Origin of the sequence: Streptomyces tibetensis (assembly GCF_040647715.1) — a bacterium.
GTDB classification, from domain to species: Bacteria; Actinomycetota; Actinomycetes; order Streptomycetales; family Streptomycetaceae; genus Streptomyces; species Streptomyces tibetensis_A.
Genome location: NZ_JBEZCR010000023.1, coordinates 40,760 through 60,213, shown reverse-complemented (window position 1 = coordinate 60,213; position 19,454 = coordinate 40,760). Strand labels below are relative to the sequence as shown.

The following is a 19,454-nucleotide window of genomic DNA, read 5'->3' as shown; positions in this document are numbered from 1 at the left end:
TCAGGCGAACGCGTTCGACAAGCTCAAGGCGATCTTGCTGGACGCGAACCGGCTGGGGCTGTTCGACGACAATCCCGTCTCCGGGGTGAAGCCGCCGCAGTACGACCCCAAGCGGGTGGTTATCCCATCGCCCGAGCAGCTGCGGCAGATACGCACCGCCGGCGACGACAGCTTCCTGCTGGTCGCCGATCTGATGAGCGGGTGCGGTATGCGTAACGGTGAGGCGTTCGCGGTCAACCTCAGCAACATCGTCGCCGACGACGTCTACCGCATCACCGAGCAGGTCAACCGCACCACCTGCCAGTACGAGCGGCTCAAGCACCGCAAGGTGGGCGAGTACCGGGACGTGCCCCTGCCGGCGCGGGTGCGGCAGACCATCGAATGGCACGCTGCCAAACACGGCACTGTCGACGGCTACCTGCTGCGCCACCCCGGCGACCCAGCCCGGACGTTCCCGCACTACCACATCGCCAATCAGTGGCAGCGGATCAAGAAGGCCGGCCAGGTCGACATCCCCGACGGGACGGTCATCTACAGCCTGCGGCACTTCTTCGCCTCCAACTGCCTCACCCACGGCATCCCCATCACCGACGTCGCTGAGTGGATGGGCCACAAAACCATCGAAGTCACTTTCAAGATCTACCGCCACCTCATGCCCGGCTCCATCAGCAAAGCAGCCCAAATCCTCAACATGAACCTCGCAGCCTGAAGCCGCTTTCGGCGCCAAGGTGCCGTTTTGGGCCAAGACACTGGCATGCGGCGACGGAAGCTGCTCCGCAGGAGCCCGGCGGCTGACCGCGCTTGGCCAAGGAGACAGCGCAAGGCAGGTAGGGGTCGAGGGGGGGCACGCCCGGTGCCTGCCTAATCCGGACACCGCCACTATCGTGAAGAGTGGAAGGCGCCTGACCTGGATGTGTCCGTAGGAGCCGGAGGCGACGATGAGCGGGGAACGGCGCGGGCGGTCCGATCAGCACCTGCCGAAGCTACGGCTGGACGAGTTGCTGGACGAACTGCAGGCGCGGATCGACGCGGCGCGGGGCACCCAGGATCGCGTGCACAGCCTGTTGGAGGCAGTGCTCTCCGTCGGGCGGGAGCTGGATCTCGCGCAGGTGCTCCGGCGTATCGTCGAGGCGGCTGTCGTGCTCGTGGACGCCGAGTACGGGGCCCCGGGAGTCATCGGTGACGACCGCATGCTCTCCGAGTTCCACACCGTCGGAATCAGAGACGAGCAGCGGGCCCTGATCGGGGACCTGCCCAGCGGGCACGGCATCCTGGGCGAGTTGATCCGGCATCCAGAGCCGCTCCGGCTGGCGGAGATCTCCGAGCATCCGTCCTCGTACGACTTTCCGTCGCACCACCCTCCGATGCACTCCTTCCTCGGTGTCCCCATCCGGGTGCGTGACCAGTGGGCGACCGTCTCGGCGGCCGAGGCCATGGCCTTGTCCACGTTGTTCATGCCTTTCTTCGGTACCGGACGCGGTGTCCGGCACCGGGGTCGTGCCAGAGTTCATCGCACGGTGGTCATCGTCTGCGGCGGGCAGGTGGCAGAGGCACCGGGGCGACGCCCTCGACGACGGTGTTGCTGATGGTGCCGATGCCCTCGACTGTCATGGTGACGCTGTCGCCGGGGACGAGGGGCAGTGGTTCGAGGATGCGGTGGCGCCCCCAGAGTTCGGCCAGGCAGCCGCCGTTGCCGCAGGTTCCGGAGCCCAGGACGTCGCCGGGGCGGATCCAGGTTCCGCGGGAGGCGTAGGCGGCCATCTCCTCGAACGTCCACGCCATGTTGGCCAGTCGGTCCCGCCCGACCGTCTGGCCGTTGACGGCGACGGTGAGGGCGAGATCGAGGAAGCCTTCAGCGTCGCGGTGGCGTTCGAGTTCGTCGGAGGTGACGAGCCAGGGGCCGAGGGTGGTGGAAGTGTCCTTGCCCTTGGCCGGGCCGAGTTTGACACGCATTTCACGGCCCTGGAGGTCGCGGGCGGACCAGTCGTTGAGGATCGTGTAGCCGAGGATGTGGTCACGTGCTTGCTCGGGCGTCAGGTCCCGGCCCGCCTTGCCGATGACGGCGGCCACTTCGAGTTCGAAGTCGAAGCGTCCGCAGCTCGGCGGTACCGGCGCGTCGTCGTGAGCGCCGATCATGGCGTACGGGTTGGTGAAGTAGAACGCGGGTGCGGCGTACCACTCCTCGGGCACGGCGTCGCCGTATCCCCGGGCGACGCCCTCGACATGGCTCTCGAAGGTCATATAGTCGCGCACCGTGGGAGGCTGCAGCGGCGGCAGCAGCCGCGCGTCGGCCAGGGGCACGGACAAAGAGGCGGTCAGGGCGCGTTCTCCCGCCGCGCGCAGCGCCTCCTCGCCCTCAACGATCAGGTCCAGGAGGTCGACGGGGTGTTCGAAGGGGTGGAGCTGGTCGTCGGCGACGACTCCCGACTGCCGTTTCCCGTCGTGGACGAAGGTCGCGAACTTCACGCCGCGCTCTCCTCCGCCTCGGCCGGCGCGGTGCCGCTGCGTCGGAAGCCGACGAAGACGGCGGCGATGACGGCGGCGGCCACACAGGCCGCGGCGGTGAGGATCAGCCCGTTGTTGTAGCCGCTTGCCAGCGCGTGCTCGGTGAGCGGGGCAAGCTTGGCGCTCAGCGGGCCCAGGTCGGCGCTGTGCAGGGCGAGCGGGCCGCCCTCGTGCAAGACGGCGGAGGCGATGCCGTGCTCCTTGGGGGTGAGGCCTGCGCCGGCGAGACTGCCGGTGAGTTGACTCGTGGCCATGCCGAGGGCGACTGCGCCGACGATGGCCGGGCCGAGGGTCTGACCGAGGTCGCGGACCAGGCTGGTGGTGGCGCTGGCCATGCCGGTCAGGGTGGGTGGTACGACGTTGACGGCGGCGGCGGTGAGGGCGGCGACGACCAGACCGAAGCCGACACCGTTGAGCAGCAGCGGCCCGAGCAGGGGCGCCAGGCCGGTTTCGTGGATCGGCACCGCTCGCAGCCACAGTTGGGCACCGGCCAGCGAGACGAACCCGGTGACCAGCATGGAGCCCGGGCCGACGCGGTGCAGCAGGCGGACCAGCAGCGGCCAGATGAAGGGAGTGATGCCCTGGACGACCAGGAAGGGCACCGCGGCTTGGAAGGGGCTCTGGTGCTGGATGACGCCGAGGCGGATGCTCAGGTCGTACGCGCCGCCGAGGAAGCCGAACATGCCGATCACTGCCATCGCGGCCGATCCAGCGAACGCTGGGATGCGGAACAGCTTCAGGCGCAGCATCGGGGACGCGCTGCGGCTCTCCACCACCACGAACGCGGCGAGGAACACGACGAAGGCGACGAAGCACGCGACGACGGGTGCCGAGCCCCAGCCGTCCGACGGGCCCTGGATGATGCCGTACAGGAGGGTGAGCATGGCCACGGCTATGGTGATCTGCCCCGCCCAGTCCAGCGAGCGGCCCTCGGGGGCGCTGGACTCGGTGGCCAGCAGCCAGGACGCCCCCGCGGTGATCACGGCGAGCACTCCGGTCACCCCGAACGCCCATTGGAAGGAGGCGTGCTCGACGATGCCGCCGGACATCAGCGGAGCAATCAGGGCACCCAGCGACAGGGCCGTGGTCCAGGAGGCCAGTCCCTTGGCGCGCGCAGCCGGTTTCGGCGTCATGGCGATGATCATCGACAGGGAGGCGGGGAAGAGTGCGGCGGCTCCGATGCCTGAGATCGCCTGACCGGTGATCAGCTGCGCTGCCGAGTCGGAGGTGGCTGACACCAGATAGCCGACGGCGGACAGCATCGCCGCGCCGACCACCAGCTTCTTACGGCCGTACAGGTCGCCCACCACGCCGAAGGTCAGCGCGAAGACGGCGGCGGGCACCAGGAAGGCGTCACTGATCCAGGTCAGTTCTCCGCCGGACGCATGGAGGGTGCGCTGCATGACGCCGTTGATCGCTGCGGGCAGGACCAGTCCGAGCTGGGCCAGGCAGACGGCCAGACAGCCGGCGATGATCGTGCCGGTGTGGTGTGCCGTCGCGGCCGGTGCGGCATCGGACGGCGGGGCGGTGGGTGGGTCGTAGGCGGGGGTGGAGACCATGTCTCCTCCTTGGAGGCTTGGGCGGGACGTATGGCCCGAGGGGGATGATGGGAGCTGCGCGTACCGGAGGGGCGGTGCGCCGGTCGGCGGAGGGTGGGGCCTCGTCAGGGAAGGCGGGGAGCGTCCTCAGAGCGGGGGCAGAGTTCTGCCATGCAGCCGAACAGTCCGGGGCCGTCGAGCGGGGGCAAGGAGGGGTCGAGCTCCCGGTAGACGGTGTGCACGTTGACGGCGAGGCGTTCGCTCTCATCCAGGTCGGCGAAGCGGCCTAGGCGGATGTCGCGGGCCGCGTCCAGGGCCGGCATGCCGGCGGTGAAGCGGGCGGTGGCCTGCTCATGGACGTACTCGAGGTAGTCGCGGATCTCACGGACCGTCTGCTTGGTGGTGACGGGGCCGTGGCCGGGCACGACGATGTCCGCGTCGAGGCTCAGCAGGAGATCGCAGGCGGCGAGCCAGCGAGTGAAGGGGCCGTGCCAGACGATCGGCGCCGCCCCGGCGAAGACGATGTCGCCGGTGTACACGGTCCGGGCCTGCGGCACGTGCACGATCGTGTCCCCGGCGCTGTGCGCGGGGCCCACGTCGACGAGGCGGACCTCGGTGCCGCCGATGTCCAGGACGGTCTCGCCGTCGAAGATTCGGGTCGGGAGGGCGGGTTCGATGCCGGTGTAGTCGAAGCGGCCGAAGATCCTTCGCGCGAAGTGTCCGGCGGGGCTGTCCATGCTGGTCAGCGCCAGCATCTCGGCCGGGCCCACTTGCCGCATGTCCGCCACGGACCCGCGGGCCGCGATGATCTCGGCGTGGGACAGGAGCTGGTTGCCGAACCAGTGGTCGCCGTTGCCGTGGGTGTTGACCACGGTGGAGATCGGTGCCGGGGCGGTCAGTGGCGCCAGCGCGTCGAGCATGGTCTTGGTCAGCCGCAGGTCGTAGAGGGTGTCCACGAGCAGTGACGCGGCCCGGCCGGTGATCAGCCCGGCGTTGCTCATGCCCCATCCGACATCGCCCGCGATCCATGCGTAACAGCCATGTCCTAGCTCGGTACAGCCCGTCTGGGATGTCACGGAAGCCACGTTGCCTCCTGTCAGCGTCCCGCGATCACCAACACGAGACTGTCATCTAGTGCTGGACTCAAGTCCAGCCGTAGAGAGGAATCTAGGTAGGTGCCCGGGTAGGGGTCAAGAGCCATGCCGCCTTGTGTTGTACTGGTGGCCATGAAGATCCGGGACGCGGCAGCCGCCTCCGAGGGCGGCGCGGCCGTCGGGCGCCAGGAGCGCAGGCGTCGGAAGCTGCACGACCAGCTGTATGAGACGGCGGTCGGTCTCTTCGTTGCCCAGGGATACGAGGCGACCACCATGGAGCAGATCGCCGAGGCCGCCGATGTCGCCCGGGCCACCGTCTTCAACCACTTCGCGCAGAAGGTTGGCTTCCTCGAGGAATGGGGAGTCCGCCGCCGCGTCCGCGTCGCTGAGATTCTCGGCGCAGAGCACGCCGAGGACCTGCCGGTCGGCGACCGGCTGCTCCGCTACCTGAGGGAGATGGGCGACCTCAACGCCGCCTCCCGTGCCGAGACCACCGTCCTCATGGACGCTTCAGCGCGTTACGGGCATCTCCTGCAGGACCCGTCCCTGGACATCGAACTCGCCAGGATCGTCGAGCAAGGGCAGCAACGCGGGGAGATCAGGGCCGGCGTCGACTGCGACCAGGCCGGCCAACTGCTGGCCGCCTGCTACTTCTCGACGATCCTGCGCTGGATCCGCGAGGAACCGGCCCCCTTCGACCTGCACGAGCGCCTCGCCGGGGCGCTCGACATCATCCTGTTGGGCCTTCTCGCCGACGAAACACATGCCGGAAAACCCTGACAGTTCCCCTCACCGCCGCATCGAGGCAGAAGGCCGATGGGCCCGTCACTTGCCGGAGAAACCGCCGCCGACGGCGAATTTGGAGTTGCTTTCCCAAGCGGCCAGCGATGTGTGAGGCCACGGCACCGCTACTGCTGCCGCCTGGGTCCTCGGCAGGCACTCGGAGGAGGCTGCGGCGGCCGGCGACGAGATGGGCCGCGGCAGTTCGCATCCTGAGCCCCAGCGCGGCACTCGGACAAGCCCAGAAAGCGAACGCAGTCGTACGGCCGGTCCGTCGCTCCGCAGACTTATGCTGTCTCCTCGACAACCCAGGACAGGGCAGCTTCCGATCCGCCGCTGACGGGTAGTGGGATCCACTGTGGGACGTCGTACGGGTGCTTCTCGTGCGGTCACGCCCCCCATGCCGGGAGACGGTCCGGCATAGTCATATACGAGATCTGCCACTCCTGCGCCATCTCGGCCTCCCCCGTCCACCGGTAGAAGGCGGTGATCGGCGCATTTGATGTGAACGCCCGCTGCCGGCTTGCTCTCGACCGCGCCGGGCCGGCGCCTTCGCCTGATCGTCGTTGTCGCTGGTTGTCTGCGCGATCACAATCTCATTGGCTGTGCAATTACCTCCCCAGCTCGGGTATCGAGACCATACCCAGCCGCCCAGGTCACACGTCACGCTGCTGCCCTTGCCCTTGCCCTTGCCTGTGCCGGACTTTCGGCACAGGCTCGCGGGCACCCTTGAGTGCGTCGTGCACGGTGACGCGTGGATCGGCAGTGACGCCCGCACGGAGCCCGGACGCTACAGATGGACTTCGAGCGGTTGCCGGCCCCGGTTGGCCCCTCCCTGCGAGACGGCGTGTGCCGCCGGGGCCTCGTACCAGCTATGGCGTGGGCAGCGTCGTCATTTCGCCGAGGACTGTCGGCCCCCATGCCTCGGGCACCGCCCGGCCCTGTTGCCCGAGCGGTGCCCGACGACAGGTCCCGGTCAGACGCGGCGGCGGGTGAAGCGCTGGTTGGGGTTGCCGCTGTAGGTGTACTGGGAGATGCGGGCGCCGTCGGCGGTCGAGTACTCCCAGACATCCATCGCCAGGCCGGACTCCCGGTTGACGAGGCTGATCACGCCACCGCCGTGGTCGACCACGCGCCACTGCTGACTGGTGGCACCGGTGTCGGCCTGTTGGACGACGTCCGCGCCGGTCGCGGTGCCTGTGGGCTGGAGGAACAGGCCACTGTGGAGTGCCTTGACACGGACGTGGCCGTTACCGGCGTCGACGAACTCGAGCTGCTGGTGGGGGCGGCTGTTGGTGGTCCGCTGGACGAGCTGTGCGCCGGTGGCGGTGGAGGCCGCGTTGATCTCGGCGGCCTTGCCGCTGTGCTGTGCCAGCAGGGTGTAGAGGCCCGGGCCGCCGGGTGAGTCGCCCAGTTGGGCTTCCCACCTGGTGTTGGACCCGGAGGCGTCAGCCGGGAGGCGGTCCCGTGCGGCGGTGTCGCCGTACATGGTCCAGCGGGCCCAGTCGACGACGGTCCTCGGGAAGCGCTGGTCGCTCCAGAAGCTGGTGTGGCTGCCGCCGACGAAGGTGAGGAACGCCTTGGGCCAGGTGATCTCCGAGTACGCCTGCCGGGCCGAGGAGTACTGGGTGGTCGAGTCCCGGTCGCCGTGGACGAACAGGACCTTGGCCGAGACCGAGCTGGACGGGTTGCCCATGTCCACGCAGGACTGGGGGTTGGCGGAGATGATCCGGCTGTCGGGCCAGGAGGTCAGCAGACCGTGGGTGACCATGCCGCCCAGGGAGTGGCCCGAGACGCCGACGCCGATGCCGGTGTTGATGTGCCCGGCGAGCGGTCCGCTCGCGTTGAGCGCGAGGGTGTTGGTGATGATCTGCGAGACGTCCTTGGAGGTGTTGCCGTTGTTGACGTCGCTGAAGTTGTGGTTGAAGTGCGGGGCGGGAACGATGAAGCCCGCCGAGGCCAGGGCCCGGATGATGAACAGGGAGTTCTGCGGGCTGCTTCCGTAGCCGTGGGTCATGTTGTAGACGGGGAAGACCCCGCCCGCGACCGGGGCGTCCGTCACCGGGTTGCCGCCTGCGGTGCCGGTGGCCGGGTAGTAGACGTAGGTGGTGCACGGGCGGCTGCCGCGGGTCCAGTTGTACCGGCGCACGCCGACCGCGAACGGCGTGGTCGGCGCGGTGTCCCGTGGCCCGGCGGCGGCCGGGGCCTGCCCTGCGCCGAGCAGGGACAGGCCCACGCCCGTCGCTCCGGCCGCGCTCATGCTGAGGAAGGTCCGTCGTCGCAAGGTCATGGTGACTCCTTGGGTGCGGGGATGGGTGGGGGGTTGGGCGTTCGGCTGGTCCCGTTGCCGGGTGCGTCCCGTCGGCGGCAGAGGCCAGCAGGTCGACGCGGCGCGCGGCGCAACGGGGGGTGTGGGTGCTCCTGCCACCTGCGCGGGGCGGCAGGAGCGGCGTGCGGTTGGTCGGGCGCACCGGATGTCGGGGTGAGTGTGGCCGTTCCGGTCGAAAACGGCCTGGTTTCCCCCAGGCGCTGCCGCAGCTGTTGCTGTCGGCCACCGAGCGAGCGGAGCACTGCTGTGAAGCAGTGATGGTGTCGCCGGTGCCGTCGTGGTCTCGGCGGCGCGACGCCGGTGAAGCAGGCTATGAGGTGGTCACGTCGTGTTCGCCGTGGCTGGGCATGACGTCGATGACCGCCGTGACCGGTCCTGTGCCGGTCGTCCCGGTGACTGTCACCTCACCCGGCCTGTCGGTCGCGCCGGGCGGCAACGGCTGCCAGCGGACGGGGACACGGGTGATCGTGTTGTTGGCGGTGGTGAGCATGCGGAGGGAGGAGGGCAGCTTCGGGGCGGCTCCCACCACGGTGGCGGTGTGGACGGTGTCCTGGAGGATGTGCTTGGCGCGGCCGGCCTTGAAGACGTTGACGGACGCGTGCGGCTCCCATGTGTTCGCCAGTCCGGGCACGGCCCGGAACATGGGCTGGTAGCCGGCCGGCTCCCACACCAGGACACCTGCACCTCGGTTGTCGACCACGTCGTTGGCGGCCTGGAACACCCTCCGGATCGCATCCGCCTGCCCCTGAACGGTGCGCGGGTACGGCGAGTTGGGCAACGGCGAGCCATCGCCGCCCGACGCGGGGTAGGCGGTTTCGGCGATGTCGATCTCGTAGCCGGGGTAGGTGGTGGCCAGTGTGTTGAGGTTGAGATCCAGCGCCTCGGGCGTACCGTGCCATTCCGGGTAGTACGAGATGGCCAGCACATCGGGGTTCTGGCCCTTCGCCTTCACCCGGGTGAGGAACTGGTGCCAGAACTCCATGGTTTTGGCGAGCTTGTCCTTGTCGACGATCACGTGTATCTCGACCTTGGATGTCGGTGACGCGTCGCGGACGGCCTTGATCCCGGCCGCGGCCAGGGTGGTGAAGCGGTCCCACGACTGGTCGTAGAGCTGCCGCTCCACCGGGTCGGTCGACCGCCAGTACTTCCACAGCAGGCCACCGCCGGGCTGCGACTGGTAGATATCGGCCTGGTCGACGAAGTACGGCGGATTCGTCGTGCCGATGTGGGCCGCCTCGCTGCCGTACATGAAGCCATTGATGATCTCGTTGCCGACGGCCACCTTCTCCGGCGTGGTGCCCTGCTGGATCAACCGCTTCAGATAGTCGGCGGTGAAGTCGTACACGGCACGGGACAGGTCCGCGAACTCCAACTCCGCCCAGGCGCGTGGTTTTGGTTGCTTGCTCGGGTCCGCCCACGAGTCCGCGTAGTGAAAGTCGATCCCCAGGCCCATGCCCCGCTGCTTGATCGACTTGGCTGAGGTCAGTGAGCGCTCCGGGCCCTGGCGCGGTATCGGTGTCGGTTGGCCGGTGCTTTCGCTGCGCGGCTCGTTGAATATCCGCAGCCGGGTGTGCTGCATGCCACGGTCCTTGGCCACGTCGAGCAGGTGTGGCCCGGCGCCGCGGTCTTCGGCCAGGGGGTCGACCCAGTACTGCTGGTCCTGGACGTCGTCCATCCAGGACAGATCGGCGCCGAGGGTGAGGTCGTCGCGCAGGTAGTTGAAGACCTGGAGCTCGCTGACACCTGCCCGGGCACGGCCGGGCCCACCTGTGAAGGTCAGCCGGACGAAGCGAGTTGCCGGCCGGGTGAACAGGTGCACCTCTCCCCGCGAAACGGCTCGGTTGTGGGACCTGTCGGCGATGGTCTTCCACCGGCGACCGTCGGATGAAGCCTCGACGACGTACCGGTGGGCCACGCCACGGTCCGGAAAGAGCACCTTGACCTTGCGCAGGTTGTCGTAGGTTCCACCGAGGTCGACGGTGAGCCACTGACGGGCGCCGGCACGATTCGGGCGCCAGGACGTCGCCGGGTCGCCGTCGACGGCGAGACGGGCGTTCGACGAGGCGGTGGCGGCCGTCGCCGCGGCCCAGGGCTTGGCAGCGATATTGCTTTCGATCGGCTTGATGTCCGCGGTTCCGAAGGTCGCGTGGGCCGGCTTGGGCACCATGAGTAGATGCGCGGACACCATGGTGACCAACGTCGTCGTGACCGCGAGGGCGCGGGGCAGACGCTTGCTGCTCATGTCCTTCTCCTGACGAGGTGACGTACGGGCGGCATGGGCTGTTCCTTACGCTCTGCCGGTCGAGGAGACCGGCAGAGCACGGGATGTCAGCCGGCCGCGGCACCGACATCGAGGTAGTCGACGTTGGGCAGTCCGGCTGCCGTGGTCGGATCCAACCGGATGGTGTTGCTGCCGGCGTTCAGCGGGACCGTCACGGTCTTGGTCGTCCACGTCGTCCACGCACCGGTGGATTCGAACGAGACGGTCCCCACCGTGGATCCGTTGACGACCAGGTTCGCCGGCCGCGCACCGCTGCTGGAGCCGTTGGCGAACCGGACCGCCACCGTCGCCGTACCAGCGGTCGCCGGGGTCACCGTGAACTGTGCGTAGGCCCCGGCGGCGGCAGTGCCGTTGCAGAACCCGGTACCGGAATAGCCCGCTTGGTTCGAGTCGATCGTGCCCTGGCACACCGCCGGTGCGGCCTCTGCCTCGTAACGCTGTTCCGATGGCGCGTCGGCAGAGGTCTTGACCAGTGAGAGCTGGTCGACGGTGACGCCGCCCGAGCCCGACGCCCGCACGGTGACGGTGGCGGCCCCGCCGGGCAGCGCTATGCCGGTGAGCTCGCGCTTGGTCCAGCCGCTCGACGACGGGATGGCGAGGGTGCGTTGGCTGCCGTTGGCGCCGGTGATCACGACCTGTCCGGCGCTACCCCGGGCGTGCAGGGACAGGGCGTAGGTGCCTGCGGGCACCGACTCGATCCGCTGCTCGACGCCGCCGCTGTTGCTCACCTGGAGGGCGAAGCGAGACCCGTTCGCACCACCGTTGACGTTGGTCACCGAGCCGCCGAGGTTCCGCCATCCCCGTACGCTGGAGACGATGATGCGGTCGGCCTGGATGTCGGGGTTGAGGATGTAGTTGTTCGCCGGCCCGACGCGCCACTCGCCGGTCGTGGCGTTGAACTGCCACTGGCTCACCGAGTGGAACTGCGGCCGCGCGCCGGTCTTGGTGATCGGCACCCACTGGTTGTACCCGATGCCGTTCCAGGCGAAGTCGGCCCAGCGGTCGCCGGCGTAGATCACCGTGTTCTGCTTGGTGCCCTTGACCGTCACGAAGAACCCGGTCTGGGTCACGTGACTGTAGTCCATCTCGGTGCCGGCAAGGACGTACTCGCTGCTGTACGAGCCCTGTACGTTGCTGCTGGTCGACTCATTGACGTAGTTGACCGAGGTGTTCCAGCCGTGCAGGTCCGACGCCGCGTGGTAGTACTTGCCGTCGAGTTTGAACATGGCGTTGCCCTCGCGACCGGCGCCGCTGCGGATCTGCACGGCTGGCTCGATCCGCAGCGAGTCGGACTCCCGGAACTTGGCCACGAAGCCGCGCGACCGTCCTTCGCGGTTGGAGAAGATCAGGTAGTCCTTGCCGTTGTCGTCGGTGAAGACGGTCTGATCCCCGGTGCCGGTCGTGGGCGAGTTGGTGATCTGGGTCTGGAAGTAGCCGTAGTCGAAGGTGTCGGTGGGTGAGTCGCCCTGCAGCAGCAGAACGCCGTGGCCGCCCCTGCCCGTGTGCCACATCTGCACGGCGAGCACGTACTTGCCGGTGTTCTCGTTGTACGAAACGCCGAGCCGCCCGACCCAGCCGGCACCACCCAGGTTGGCGCCGCTGCCCACGCCGGTGGAGCGCGTCGCGACGCGGTTCTCGAACTTCCAGTTCACCAGGTCCTTGGACGAGTACACGGGGATGGAGACGAAGCTGACGTTCCCGTCGTACTTCCTCGTCGGATTGGCCCGGTAGAGCTCGGCGCCGGTGTAGTGCACGCCGTACCAGTAGTAGGTGTCACCGAACTTGAAGACCCCACCGCCCTGCGAATAGATGGGGTTGCCGCTGGTGTCGTTCCAGAAGGTGTTGTTCGTGATGGTCTGGAACGTGCCCTCGTCGGCGGCCTTCAGGTCGGCGGCGGAAGTCATCAGTGCCGTCTTGGCGGCGGCGACCTGCGAGGTGGTGGCCGACCTGTCGTCGGCGACACCCGCCGCGGCGGTCAACGCCTTGGCGAACGGCTTCCAGGAGTCGGCCGTGTATTTCGTCGGAGTGCGCGTCTGGTAGTCGGACACCAGGGACTCAAGGCCGCGATCCACCACCGGTCCAGCAGCCGCCCCCTGGTCCTGGAGCTCCGTTGCCTGTCTCTGCGGCGCGGATGTCTCCGCCGCGGCGGTGCTCGCCGAGAGGGGCGCCGCCAACGCCACGGACAACAGGGTGGCGGCGGCCAACTTCCAGAACTTCGAGACGACACGCGATCGTTGCCTCAAGACGTCACCTTCCGTCACTCTCAAAGGCGCCGAGATCCGGCGCACTTCCGTTGAAGGGCAGTCCCACGGCGGTGCCCTTGTCGATCAGGGCACTGTTCGCCGCGAGACGGAGGTGGGGCAGCACGGGCAGGTCCCCGTCGCCCTGGCGGGGCGCGTCCCAGCCGGACGTCGAGACACTGCGGAACTGGGAGTCCGACAGGGGGACGCCGAGGTTCCAGGAGTTGTACGCGGCGTTCGTGCCGCTCATGTTCGACGTCGCCGTTCCGGTGTAGGCGATGTTGTTACGCAGGTTGCCCCGGCCGACGGCGGCGCCGCGCGAGTCGATTCCCAGCATGTTGAAGTTGGGGTGGTTTCCGTATCCGGTGTTGTTGAAGAAGTCGTTGGCCACCGGGTGATGGTTGGCGTAGAAGCCGGCCGCCTTGTTGAGGAAGGCCACCGAGGAGCGGACGGTGTGCTTCGGCGCGTTGGTCTCGTAGTCGCCCCCGTAGCCACCGGACTTGAAGCCGGCTCCGTTGCCGGAGGGCGTCGTCGTCCCCGGCACGTACCCGTTGCGCCAGGCCCACGAGTTCTCGATGATCACGGGCGAGTAGGTGGAGATGAGGTCGAACCCGTCATCGGCGTTCCACCACGATCGGCAACCCCGGAACACGTTCGCGGGGCGGCCGGCCGGCGTGTAGTGCGAACCGAACCCGTCGGCGTTCTCGCCGGGTCCGTCGACGCTGCGCGGGTCGTAGTTGTCGTGCGCGTCCGAGTTGAGGACGAGGTTGCCGCCCCCGCCGCTGATGAACAGGCCGGTACCCATGTGGTGGTGGGTGTTGATCTGCTCGAAGACGTCATTGCTGCCGGAAACCCAGATCCCCCAGGACTCGGCGTTGCGGTTGTTGTTCTGGGGAACGCCCTTGACTTCCAGTCCTTTGAGATGGATCCAGCTGCCGGTGACGTTGAAGCCTTTGATACGGCAGTTGTCCGTCATCCGCGAGAAGTCGAAGACCGGCTTCTCGCCCGGCTGGGCCCAGTACCGGATGGGGTTGCCCGAGCTGCCACTCTTGTTGAGGGCGATCGCGTCGACCTTGGCGGTCTGGCTCGAACAGGCGCGGTTCGCGCGCGTGTAGGCGTAGGTGCCGCCCCGGAAGTAGACCGTGTCGCCCGCCTTGACGACGGCTTGTGCACGGGCGATCGATGCCCACGGAGCGGCCTGCGAACCTGCTGCTCCGTCGTTCCCGTTCGGGGCGACGTAGTAGGTGTTTCCGGCCGCCGCGGCGCTCGCCGACGCCGAGCCGGGGGTCATGGCGACGGAACTCGCCATGACCAATGAGAGCAGAAGGGCGGGGGTGCTGAACTTCGCGGTTCTCACAGCGTCATCTCCCGAGTAGGACGTCTTCGTGACACTGACATGGACGCGTGTCCCACCTTCCGAGTGAGCGGCCCACTCCCTGATCGCTCGGGCGGGGGCCGAACCGACTTCGCCTGCTGTCACCACCGGTTCGCGCCCACCGCCGCGTGCTACCTGAGATACGCGGCGAGCGGGAGGTTCTGGCGGCGCACGTCACCGGCGACGAGCCCGGCGATCCGCTGGGCGCCGTAGGTGTCGAAGTGGGTGTGGTCGTTGCAGAAGAAGGTGCCCAGGGGACCGCTGCCCCCGTAGTCGCCGTTGTTCGGGCAGAAGCGCAGGCTGTTGTAGAGCGAGACGCTCAGCGACTGCAGGTCGACGACGGGCGCCCTGGTGGTGGATCCGACGGCGAAGGTCTCGTTCACGAAGCCGCGGTTCTTCGTCGCGGTGCCGCCGGAACAGGTGATGGCCGCCACCGGGGTGAGCAGCACAGGGTGCGCTCCCCGGGCGAGGGCGGCCTGCACCATCGTGGTCATCAGCTGCCGGTAGCGGGCGGGGCCGACGTGCCGGGGGCAGGTCGCGGAGGAGTCGTTGATGCCGAACTGGATGAAGAGGTAGTCGCCCGCCTTCATTCCGGTGCTCGCGTTCAGCATCGCCTGCCAGCGGGACGAGTACGTGGTGGACGTGAGGCGGCATTCACCGTCCGAGCCCTTGGTGCCGCTGACGTTCCCTTCGTACAGCCAGGTCTGGATGCTGCGGCCGCCCACGGCCTGGTTCCTGACGGTGACGTCGTTGTTGAACAGGGCGTCGAACTGGCTGCCCCAGCCGACCGGGCACCGGCCGGAGCTCGGGTTGGCCATGGTGGAGTCGCCGGCCAGCCACACGGTGACCGGTGCGGCGGCCGCCCGTGCGGCCGGGGCCTGGGCGCGGGAGGCACTGGTGCAGTTCGTGGCGACGCGGTCCGCCGCGGATGCGGCGCTGACACCGAGGCTCGACAAGGCGATCACGAGCACGGTCGTGATGAGAATCCGTAAGTTCCTCAACGGGTCCCTCCTTGGGACTGGCGCCGGGCGTCGGTCAGCGCAGGTACGCGGCCAGGGGCAGGCGCTGCTCGCGGATGCTCTGGAGCACCAGCCCGCCCATCTGGCTCGCGCCGTACTGCGAGAAGTGGGTGTTGTCCGTGACACCGTCGACGGATGAGCGCAGGAAGAGCTGTGCGGAGGCGGACGGGCCGAGGGACTCGACCAGCGTCTTGCTCTTGGTTGTAAGATCGATCACTGGTACGTTCTGCGCCGCGCCGAGCGAGCGCATCTCGGCGGGCAGGTTCACGCCCACGCCGTTGACATGCAGCGCCGTTGCCGTGAGCCGGCTGCCGTTGAACTGCCGGCGGACCGGCGGGGTCACCAGAACCGGGACGCCGCCCTTCGCACGGACCTGCGTGATCATGGAGGTGAGGTTGCTCCTGAAGGCCGACGCGCTGGTCTGCTTGTCGTTGTGGCCGAACTGGATGAAGACCGCGTCGTGTGCCTTGACCTTCGCCAGCAGCGTCGGCAAGAGCGCCGAGTTCCTCAGGAAACTGCCCGAACTCTCGCCAGAATCCCCGTAGTTGGCGACGGAAGCTCCGGGACCCACCGCCGGCGTGATCATCTGGCCCCATCCCGTGTACGGGGCCACGGGCTGGTCGCACACGGTCGAGTCACCGGCCAGGTAGGCGACCAACGGCTGGGTCGCCGGTTTCACGGAGACGGCCGACACCTGCGGGTTGGCCCCCGCGAACCGGATGTCCAGACCGGGGTTTCCGGTGCCGCCCTGGCCGGTCGGCTGCCCCTCCGGCTGCCGCACGTTGACCGTGAACGAGTACGTGGCGGCGGCACCGGCCGCCGTCTTCGTCGCTGGAAGCATCAGACGCCGGGCCTCCACCCACATGTCGGTCTCGGCGGCAGTGGCACCACCGATGGAGACCGTCACGTCGTAGGTGCCGGGGGAGACGGCGTAGTGACACTTGATCGGCGCGGTGCCGGAACAACCGGCCGGCAGTGCCCGCGTGGCGGCATCGGCATGCGGCACACCGGTGCCGACCAGCGTCGCAAGGGTCAGCAGACCCACTGTTCCCAACCTGACCCAGTGCCCTTCGAGACGCCATGTCATGCCCATTACAATCACCAATCCCACTTCTCGGCCGGAGAGTTGCCCGGGTTGAGGTCCATGGCCGGTCGCTCAGGCCTGGGTGAAGCCGTTCATGATCGCGGTGGGCCGCTTGCTGGAGGAGTCCCAGGCGCCCATGTTGTAGCCGGTGAACGGGGACATGCACTCCGGCTCCCAGTAGAAGATGCCCTGCCCGCCATTGGCCTTGAGGGCCTTGATGTAGGCGACCAGCGAGGCCTGGGTGGCGGAGACCCGGTCCACCCGGCCACCGAACTCGCTCTGCAGGAACGGTTTGCCGTAAGCGGCGGAGATCTTCTTCATGTTCGCCACGATCCCGGGGGCGAGGTCGGCACTGCCGTAGGACGAGAACACCGACATGTCCCACTTGCCGCCGCTCGCCGCGAAGCGGCTGAAGAACGTCGTCATCACGTCGTACTTCTGCGGTTGGGCCAGGTGGATGCACACCGTCGAGTTCGGCGACACTGCCTTGACCTGGTCGTATGCCGCGTTGAGCAGCCCAGTCATCTGCGCCCCGTTGGAGACGCTGCCGACTGGGCGGCAGATCCCGCTGTTGATCTCGTTGCCGATCTGCACCCAGGTGGGGAGCACGTCGTTGTTCCTCATGACCGTCATGGTCTGGTTCACGTACGTGCCCATCGCGGTGCGCATCTGGCTGTAGCTCATGTTCCGCCAGGCCGCGGGCGGGTTCTGCACGCCGACGGAGTTCCAGGTGTCGCCGAACATGTAGTCGAGCATGATCGACATGCCGGCGGCCTTGACCCGCTTGGCGAAGGCGGCCACCTCGTTGATGCCGCAGTGCCCGTTGGCCGGGTCGCTGGAAGGGTTGACGAACGTACGCAGGCGTACCGCGGTGATGCCGTATCCCTTGAGGATGGTCAGCAGGTCCTGGGTCTGCCCGCCGGCGTTCTTCCAGGAGTAGCCGCGCGCCTCCATCTGAGGTGCCCAGCTGATGTCGACGCCCTTGACGAAGCTGGCCGCGGCCTCGGCGGGAGTCTCGAGTTCGGCGAACGCGACGGCGGTGGCGAGTGCTCCGGCGGTGGCTGTGGTGGCCTTGAGCAGGGTCCGCCGGCTGATGCGCCCGGCAACTGGTGTGGGGGGTTGCGGGAACATGGTCGGTCCTTTCCTTCCGTCGGCCGCGGGTGAGACGTCGCGGGCGGGCGGAGAGCGGGTCAGTGAGAGACCTCCAGGAGCGAGGGAGGTGCGGGGGCAACTGGTGCTCAGACCCCTGGAGTTCGTGTAGCCGCGTGCGATCCCAGCCGATGCGCCTCTCACGGAGGGGCAACGACTGAGGCTGGAGTGCTTACGAGTGGCACGTGTCGAAGGGGGCGGCCTCGGCGTGCCAGGGCGCTCCTCCGGAACGGGACTGTGAACGATCCCAGAGGTAGGTACATCACGCAGCTTCTCGATCGGGCACGGAGGTGTCAACCATTGCTCACCAATCCATGGAAGAAGAAGTGTGACCCTGTGGGTCGGGGGCTCGCCGTGCCTCGGCCCTGAGCTGCCTGAAACGGCGGGAGTCAGCCCAGTTCAAGTGCCCTTTCAAGAGGAGTGCGGCGACGAGGACGGGGCTGCGCACGGAACCTCTCGTTGGCCCACACCCGCACACATTCGAACAGAAAGAGCCGACAGAATGAAGGCGCTGTCGTCCGTTTGCCGAACGTGCTCCCCGAATGCGGAGCAGCATGACTTCTCCAGCTGGTCGGCGTGCAGTTGACGAGATGGCACACCGTGCTGCATCGCCACCCTGCCCAACTGTGCGCCCACGAGGGCATGCAGAGTACGTACCCGTCGCCGAGATTCGGGTCCTGCTACGTGCCGGACGGAACGCCGGAGCCGGCAGCACTGCCGCTGACGCCGGTCATGATGGCGTTGATGATGCCCTGCTGGGTGACCGTGAGGGAGCGGCGGTTGAACAGTCCGAACCCGTAGCGATCGGTTGCACCGTTGTCCCAGTAGACGGTGGCCGCGCCGTATTTCTTGGCCGTGGCCACGACGGCCCGTGCGAAGTCCGCGCGATACCTGTTGTTCGACGAATCGAAGGATGACTTGTCGATGGCACCGTACTCGCCCACCACCACCGGGTACCCCTTCGTGACGAACACGTCGCGCATCAATTTGAGCTGCGCGTCGAGGTAGTCCTCCTGTCCCCAGGTCGACGTCCTTGCAGGGTTGGTGGCTGCTCGGCCCCATTGCGTGATGGTGCCGCTTTCCTCTCCGGCGAAGTCCCAGGGAGCGTAGTGATGAACGGAGATCATGATCCGCCGCTCATTCGCGGGAATGGAGGGGGAGCGGTACTGGTCGGACGGAAGCGCGAAGCCGTAGTTCCCCGCGGTGTAATCGATGTTCGTGTTCCAGCCGGCCACGAGTAGCCACCTCGAACTGTTGTTTCCGCCCGTTTTCCGTACGGTGTCCACGAAGATCTGGTTGTAGCTGTTGATGTTCGAGTAGCACGGTTGGGTCGGGCGGCCGTACTGCCCGTCGAACTCCTCGTTCATGGACTCAAGGATCAGGCGCTGGTCGTAGTTCTTGAACCTGTTCGCGATCTGCTGCCAAGCCTTCTGGTACTTGGCCTTGATCGTCGTCTGGGAAGGTGAATCGCAGATCAGCCAGGAGCCGTTGACGGTCTTGTACCCGTCGCCGTGCATGTTGATCAGCACATGCAGGCCCCTGTTGTAGGCGTAGTTGACGACTTCTTGGACTCTGTTCAGCCAAGAGGCGTTGATCGTGTAATTCGGGCCGGGCCCTATGTATCCCAGGTAAGAGACAGGGATCCTGATCGTCTTGAACCCTGCCGCCCGCACTTTGTCGATGAGGGCCTGTGTCACCGTCGGTTGGCCCCACGCTGTTTCGCTGGGGTATCCGTTGGTGGTGGCTTCGAGTTGGTTCCCCAGATTCCATCCCGCGCCCATGTCGGCCACGATCTGGGAAGCGCTCGACTGTGCCGCGGTATCGGCCGATGCCTGCGGCGCCGTGCCGTACACCGATGCGGCAACCGCCAACAAGACGGCAAGGAATATGACTCTGATCTTCCCTGCTAGTGAAGCCATGAGCTTTCCTCTCTTGCGTCCTTGGGGGCGTCGCACCCTCAAGTGGATCTGTCTGTATGAATGGGAGCGGCCGGAGCCGTCGGCTGTTCGGGCGGTGGCGTCCACGCCGGCCTGGAAAGAGCAAAGTCGATTGCGTAGCGG

At 67.6% G+C, this 19,454-nt stretch carries 14 protein-coding genes and 1 pseudogene; 3 read left to right on the top strand and 12 right to left on the bottom strand.

What is annotated here, in order from left to right:
- Together AB0B29_RS37035 and AB0B29_RS37030 are read left to right on the top strand one after the other, a co-directional pair.
- The coding region (locus AB0B29_RS37035; RefSeq protein WP_362247038.1) for a tyrosine-type recombinase/integrase at positions 1-709 on the top strand (709 nt) is incomplete at its 5' end.
- A 229-nt stretch (positions 710-938) separates the two neighbouring features.
- Entirely contained in the window at positions 939-1,586 is a 648-nt protein-coding gene (locus AB0B29_RS37030) for a GAF domain-containing protein (protein ID WP_362247036.1), read from the top strand.
- Here the strand turns inward: AB0B29_RS37030 and AB0B29_RS37025 are convergent.
- The 3 genes from AB0B29_RS37025 to AB0B29_RS37015 all read right to left on the bottom strand — a co-directional run bounded on the left by AB0B29_RS37025 (position 1,522) and on the right by AB0B29_RS37015 (position 5,044).
- A complete protein-coding gene (locus tag AB0B29_RS37025; RefSeq protein WP_362247034.1) occupies positions 1,522-2,466 on the bottom strand; it encodes a fumarylacetoacetate hydrolase family protein in 945 nt (314 codons plus the stop codon). The two genes, AB0B29_RS37030 and AB0B29_RS37025, sit on opposite strands and share 65 nt — an antisense overlap.
- Positions 2,463-4,064, bottom strand: coding sequence for an MFS transporter (locus tag AB0B29_RS37020; protein WP_362247032.1), 1,602 nt, complete (start codon positions 4,062-4,064; stop codon positions 2,463-2,465). The genes AB0B29_RS37025 and AB0B29_RS37020 overlap by 4 nt, the downstream gene beginning before the upstream one ends.
- Positions 4,065-4,168: 104 nt before the next feature.
- On the bottom strand, positions 4,169-5,044 hold the full coding sequence (locus AB0B29_RS37015; RefSeq protein WP_362247030.1) for an MBL fold metallo-hydrolase: 876 nt from the start codon (positions 5,042-5,044) through the stop codon (positions 4,169-4,171).
- Positions 5,045-5,269: 225 nt separating this feature from the next.
- On the opposite strand from AB0B29_RS37015, the gene AB0B29_RS37010 reads away from it, so the two are divergent.
- On the top strand, positions 5,270-5,917 hold the full coding sequence (locus AB0B29_RS37010) for a TetR/AcrR family transcriptional regulator (protein ID WP_362247028.1): 648 nt from the start codon (positions 5,270-5,272) through the stop codon (positions 5,915-5,917).
- A gap of 287 nt (positions 5,918-6,204) precedes the next feature.
- On the opposite strand, the pseudogene cutA reads toward AB0B29_RS37010, so the two are convergent.
- From cutA to AB0B29_RS36960, 9 genes and pseudogenes are all read right to left on the bottom strand, one after another.
- Positions 6,205-6,509, bottom strand: a pseudogene (cutA, locus tag AB0B29_RS37005) (divalent-cation tolerance protein CutA).
- Between the two features lie 384 nt (positions 6,510-6,893).
- Positions 6,894-8,207: an RICIN domain-containing protein gene (locus AB0B29_RS37000; RefSeq protein WP_362247027.1), complete on the bottom strand. Its 1,314-nt coding sequence runs from the start codon at positions 8,205-8,207 to the stop codon at positions 6,894-6,896.
- Positions 8,208-8,556: 349 nt separating this feature from the next.
- Positions 8,557-10,488: a glycosyl hydrolase 53 family protein gene (locus AB0B29_RS36995; protein WP_362247025.1), complete on the bottom strand. Its 1,932-nt coding sequence runs from the start codon at positions 10,486-10,488 to the stop codon at positions 8,557-8,559.
- An 86-nt stretch (positions 10,489-10,574) separates the two neighbouring features.
- Complete coding sequence (locus AB0B29_RS37845) at positions 10,575-12,770, bottom strand: family 43 glycosylhydrolase (RefSeq protein WP_436845977.1); 2,196 nt, start codon at positions 12,768-12,770, stop codon at positions 10,575-10,577.
- 4 nt (positions 12,771-12,774) lie between these two features.
- A complete protein-coding gene (locus AB0B29_RS36980; RefSeq protein ID WP_362247023.1) occupies positions 12,775-14,076 on the bottom strand; it encodes a right-handed parallel beta-helix repeat-containing protein in 1,302 nt (433 codons plus the stop codon).
- A 197-nt stretch (positions 14,077-14,273) separates the two neighbouring features.
- Positions 14,274-15,143 carry a GDSL-type esterase/lipase family protein gene (locus AB0B29_RS36975; protein ID WP_362247021.1) on the bottom strand — a complete coding sequence of 290 codons (870 nt, stop codon included), beginning with the start codon at positions 15,141-15,143 and terminating at the stop codon, positions 14,274-14,276.
- A gap of 34 nt (positions 15,144-15,177) precedes the next feature.
- Positions 15,178-16,248, bottom strand: coding sequence for a rhamnogalacturonan acetylesterase (locus tag AB0B29_RS36970; protein WP_362247019.1), 1,071 nt, complete (start codon positions 16,246-16,248; stop codon positions 15,178-15,180).
- A gap of 69 nt (positions 16,249-16,317) precedes the next feature.
- Complete coding sequence (locus AB0B29_RS36965) at positions 16,318-17,376, bottom strand: glycosyl hydrolase 53 family protein (protein WP_362247017.1); 1,059 nt, start codon at positions 17,374-17,376, stop codon at positions 16,318-16,320.
- A gap of 698 nt (positions 17,377-18,074) precedes the next feature.
- A complete protein-coding gene (locus tag AB0B29_RS36960; RefSeq protein ID WP_362247015.1) occupies positions 18,075-19,313 on the bottom strand; it encodes a glycoside hydrolase family 5 protein in 1,239 nt (412 codons plus the stop codon).
- Positions 19,314-19,454 lie beyond the last annotated feature (141 nt).

Coding starts and splice junctions, on each gene's coding strand:
- AB0B29_RS36960 (WP_362247015.1), bottom strand. CDS start 19,313: ATGGCTTCACTAGCAGGGAAGATCAGAGTCATATTCCTTGCCGTCTTG.
- AB0B29_RS36995 (WP_362247025.1), bottom strand. CDS start 10,488: ATGAGCAGCAAGCGTCTGCCCCGCGCCCTCGCGGTCACGACGACGTTG.
- AB0B29_RS36980 (WP_362247023.1), bottom strand. CDS start 14,076: ATGGCGAGTTCCGTCGCCATGACCCCCGGCTCGGCGTCGGCGAGCGCC.
- AB0B29_RS37015 (WP_362247030.1), bottom strand. CDS start 5,044: ATGAGCAACGCCGGGCTGATCACCGGCCGGGCCGCGTCACTGCTCGTG.
- AB0B29_RS37010 (WP_362247028.1), top strand. CDS start 5,270: ATGAAGATCCGGGACGCGGCAGCCGCCTCCGAGGGCGGCGCGGCCGTC.
- AB0B29_RS36965 (WP_362247017.1), bottom strand. CDS start 17,376: ATGTTCCCGCAACCCCCCACACCAGTTGCCGGGCGCATCAGCCGGCGG.
- AB0B29_RS37000 (WP_362247027.1), bottom strand. CDS start 8,207: ATGACCTTGCGACGACGGACCTTCCTCAGCATGAGCGCGGCCGGAGCG.
- AB0B29_RS36970 (WP_362247019.1), bottom strand. CDS start 16,248: ATGACATGGCGTCTCGAAGGGCACTGGGTCAGGTTGGGAACAGTGGGT.
- AB0B29_RS37030 (WP_362247036.1), top strand. CDS start 939: ATGAGCGGGGAACGGCGCGGGCGGTCCGATCAGCACCTGCCGAAGCTA.
- AB0B29_RS37020 (WP_362247032.1), bottom strand. CDS start 4,064: ATGGTCTCCACCCCCGCCTACGACCCACCCACCGCCCCGCCGTCCGAT.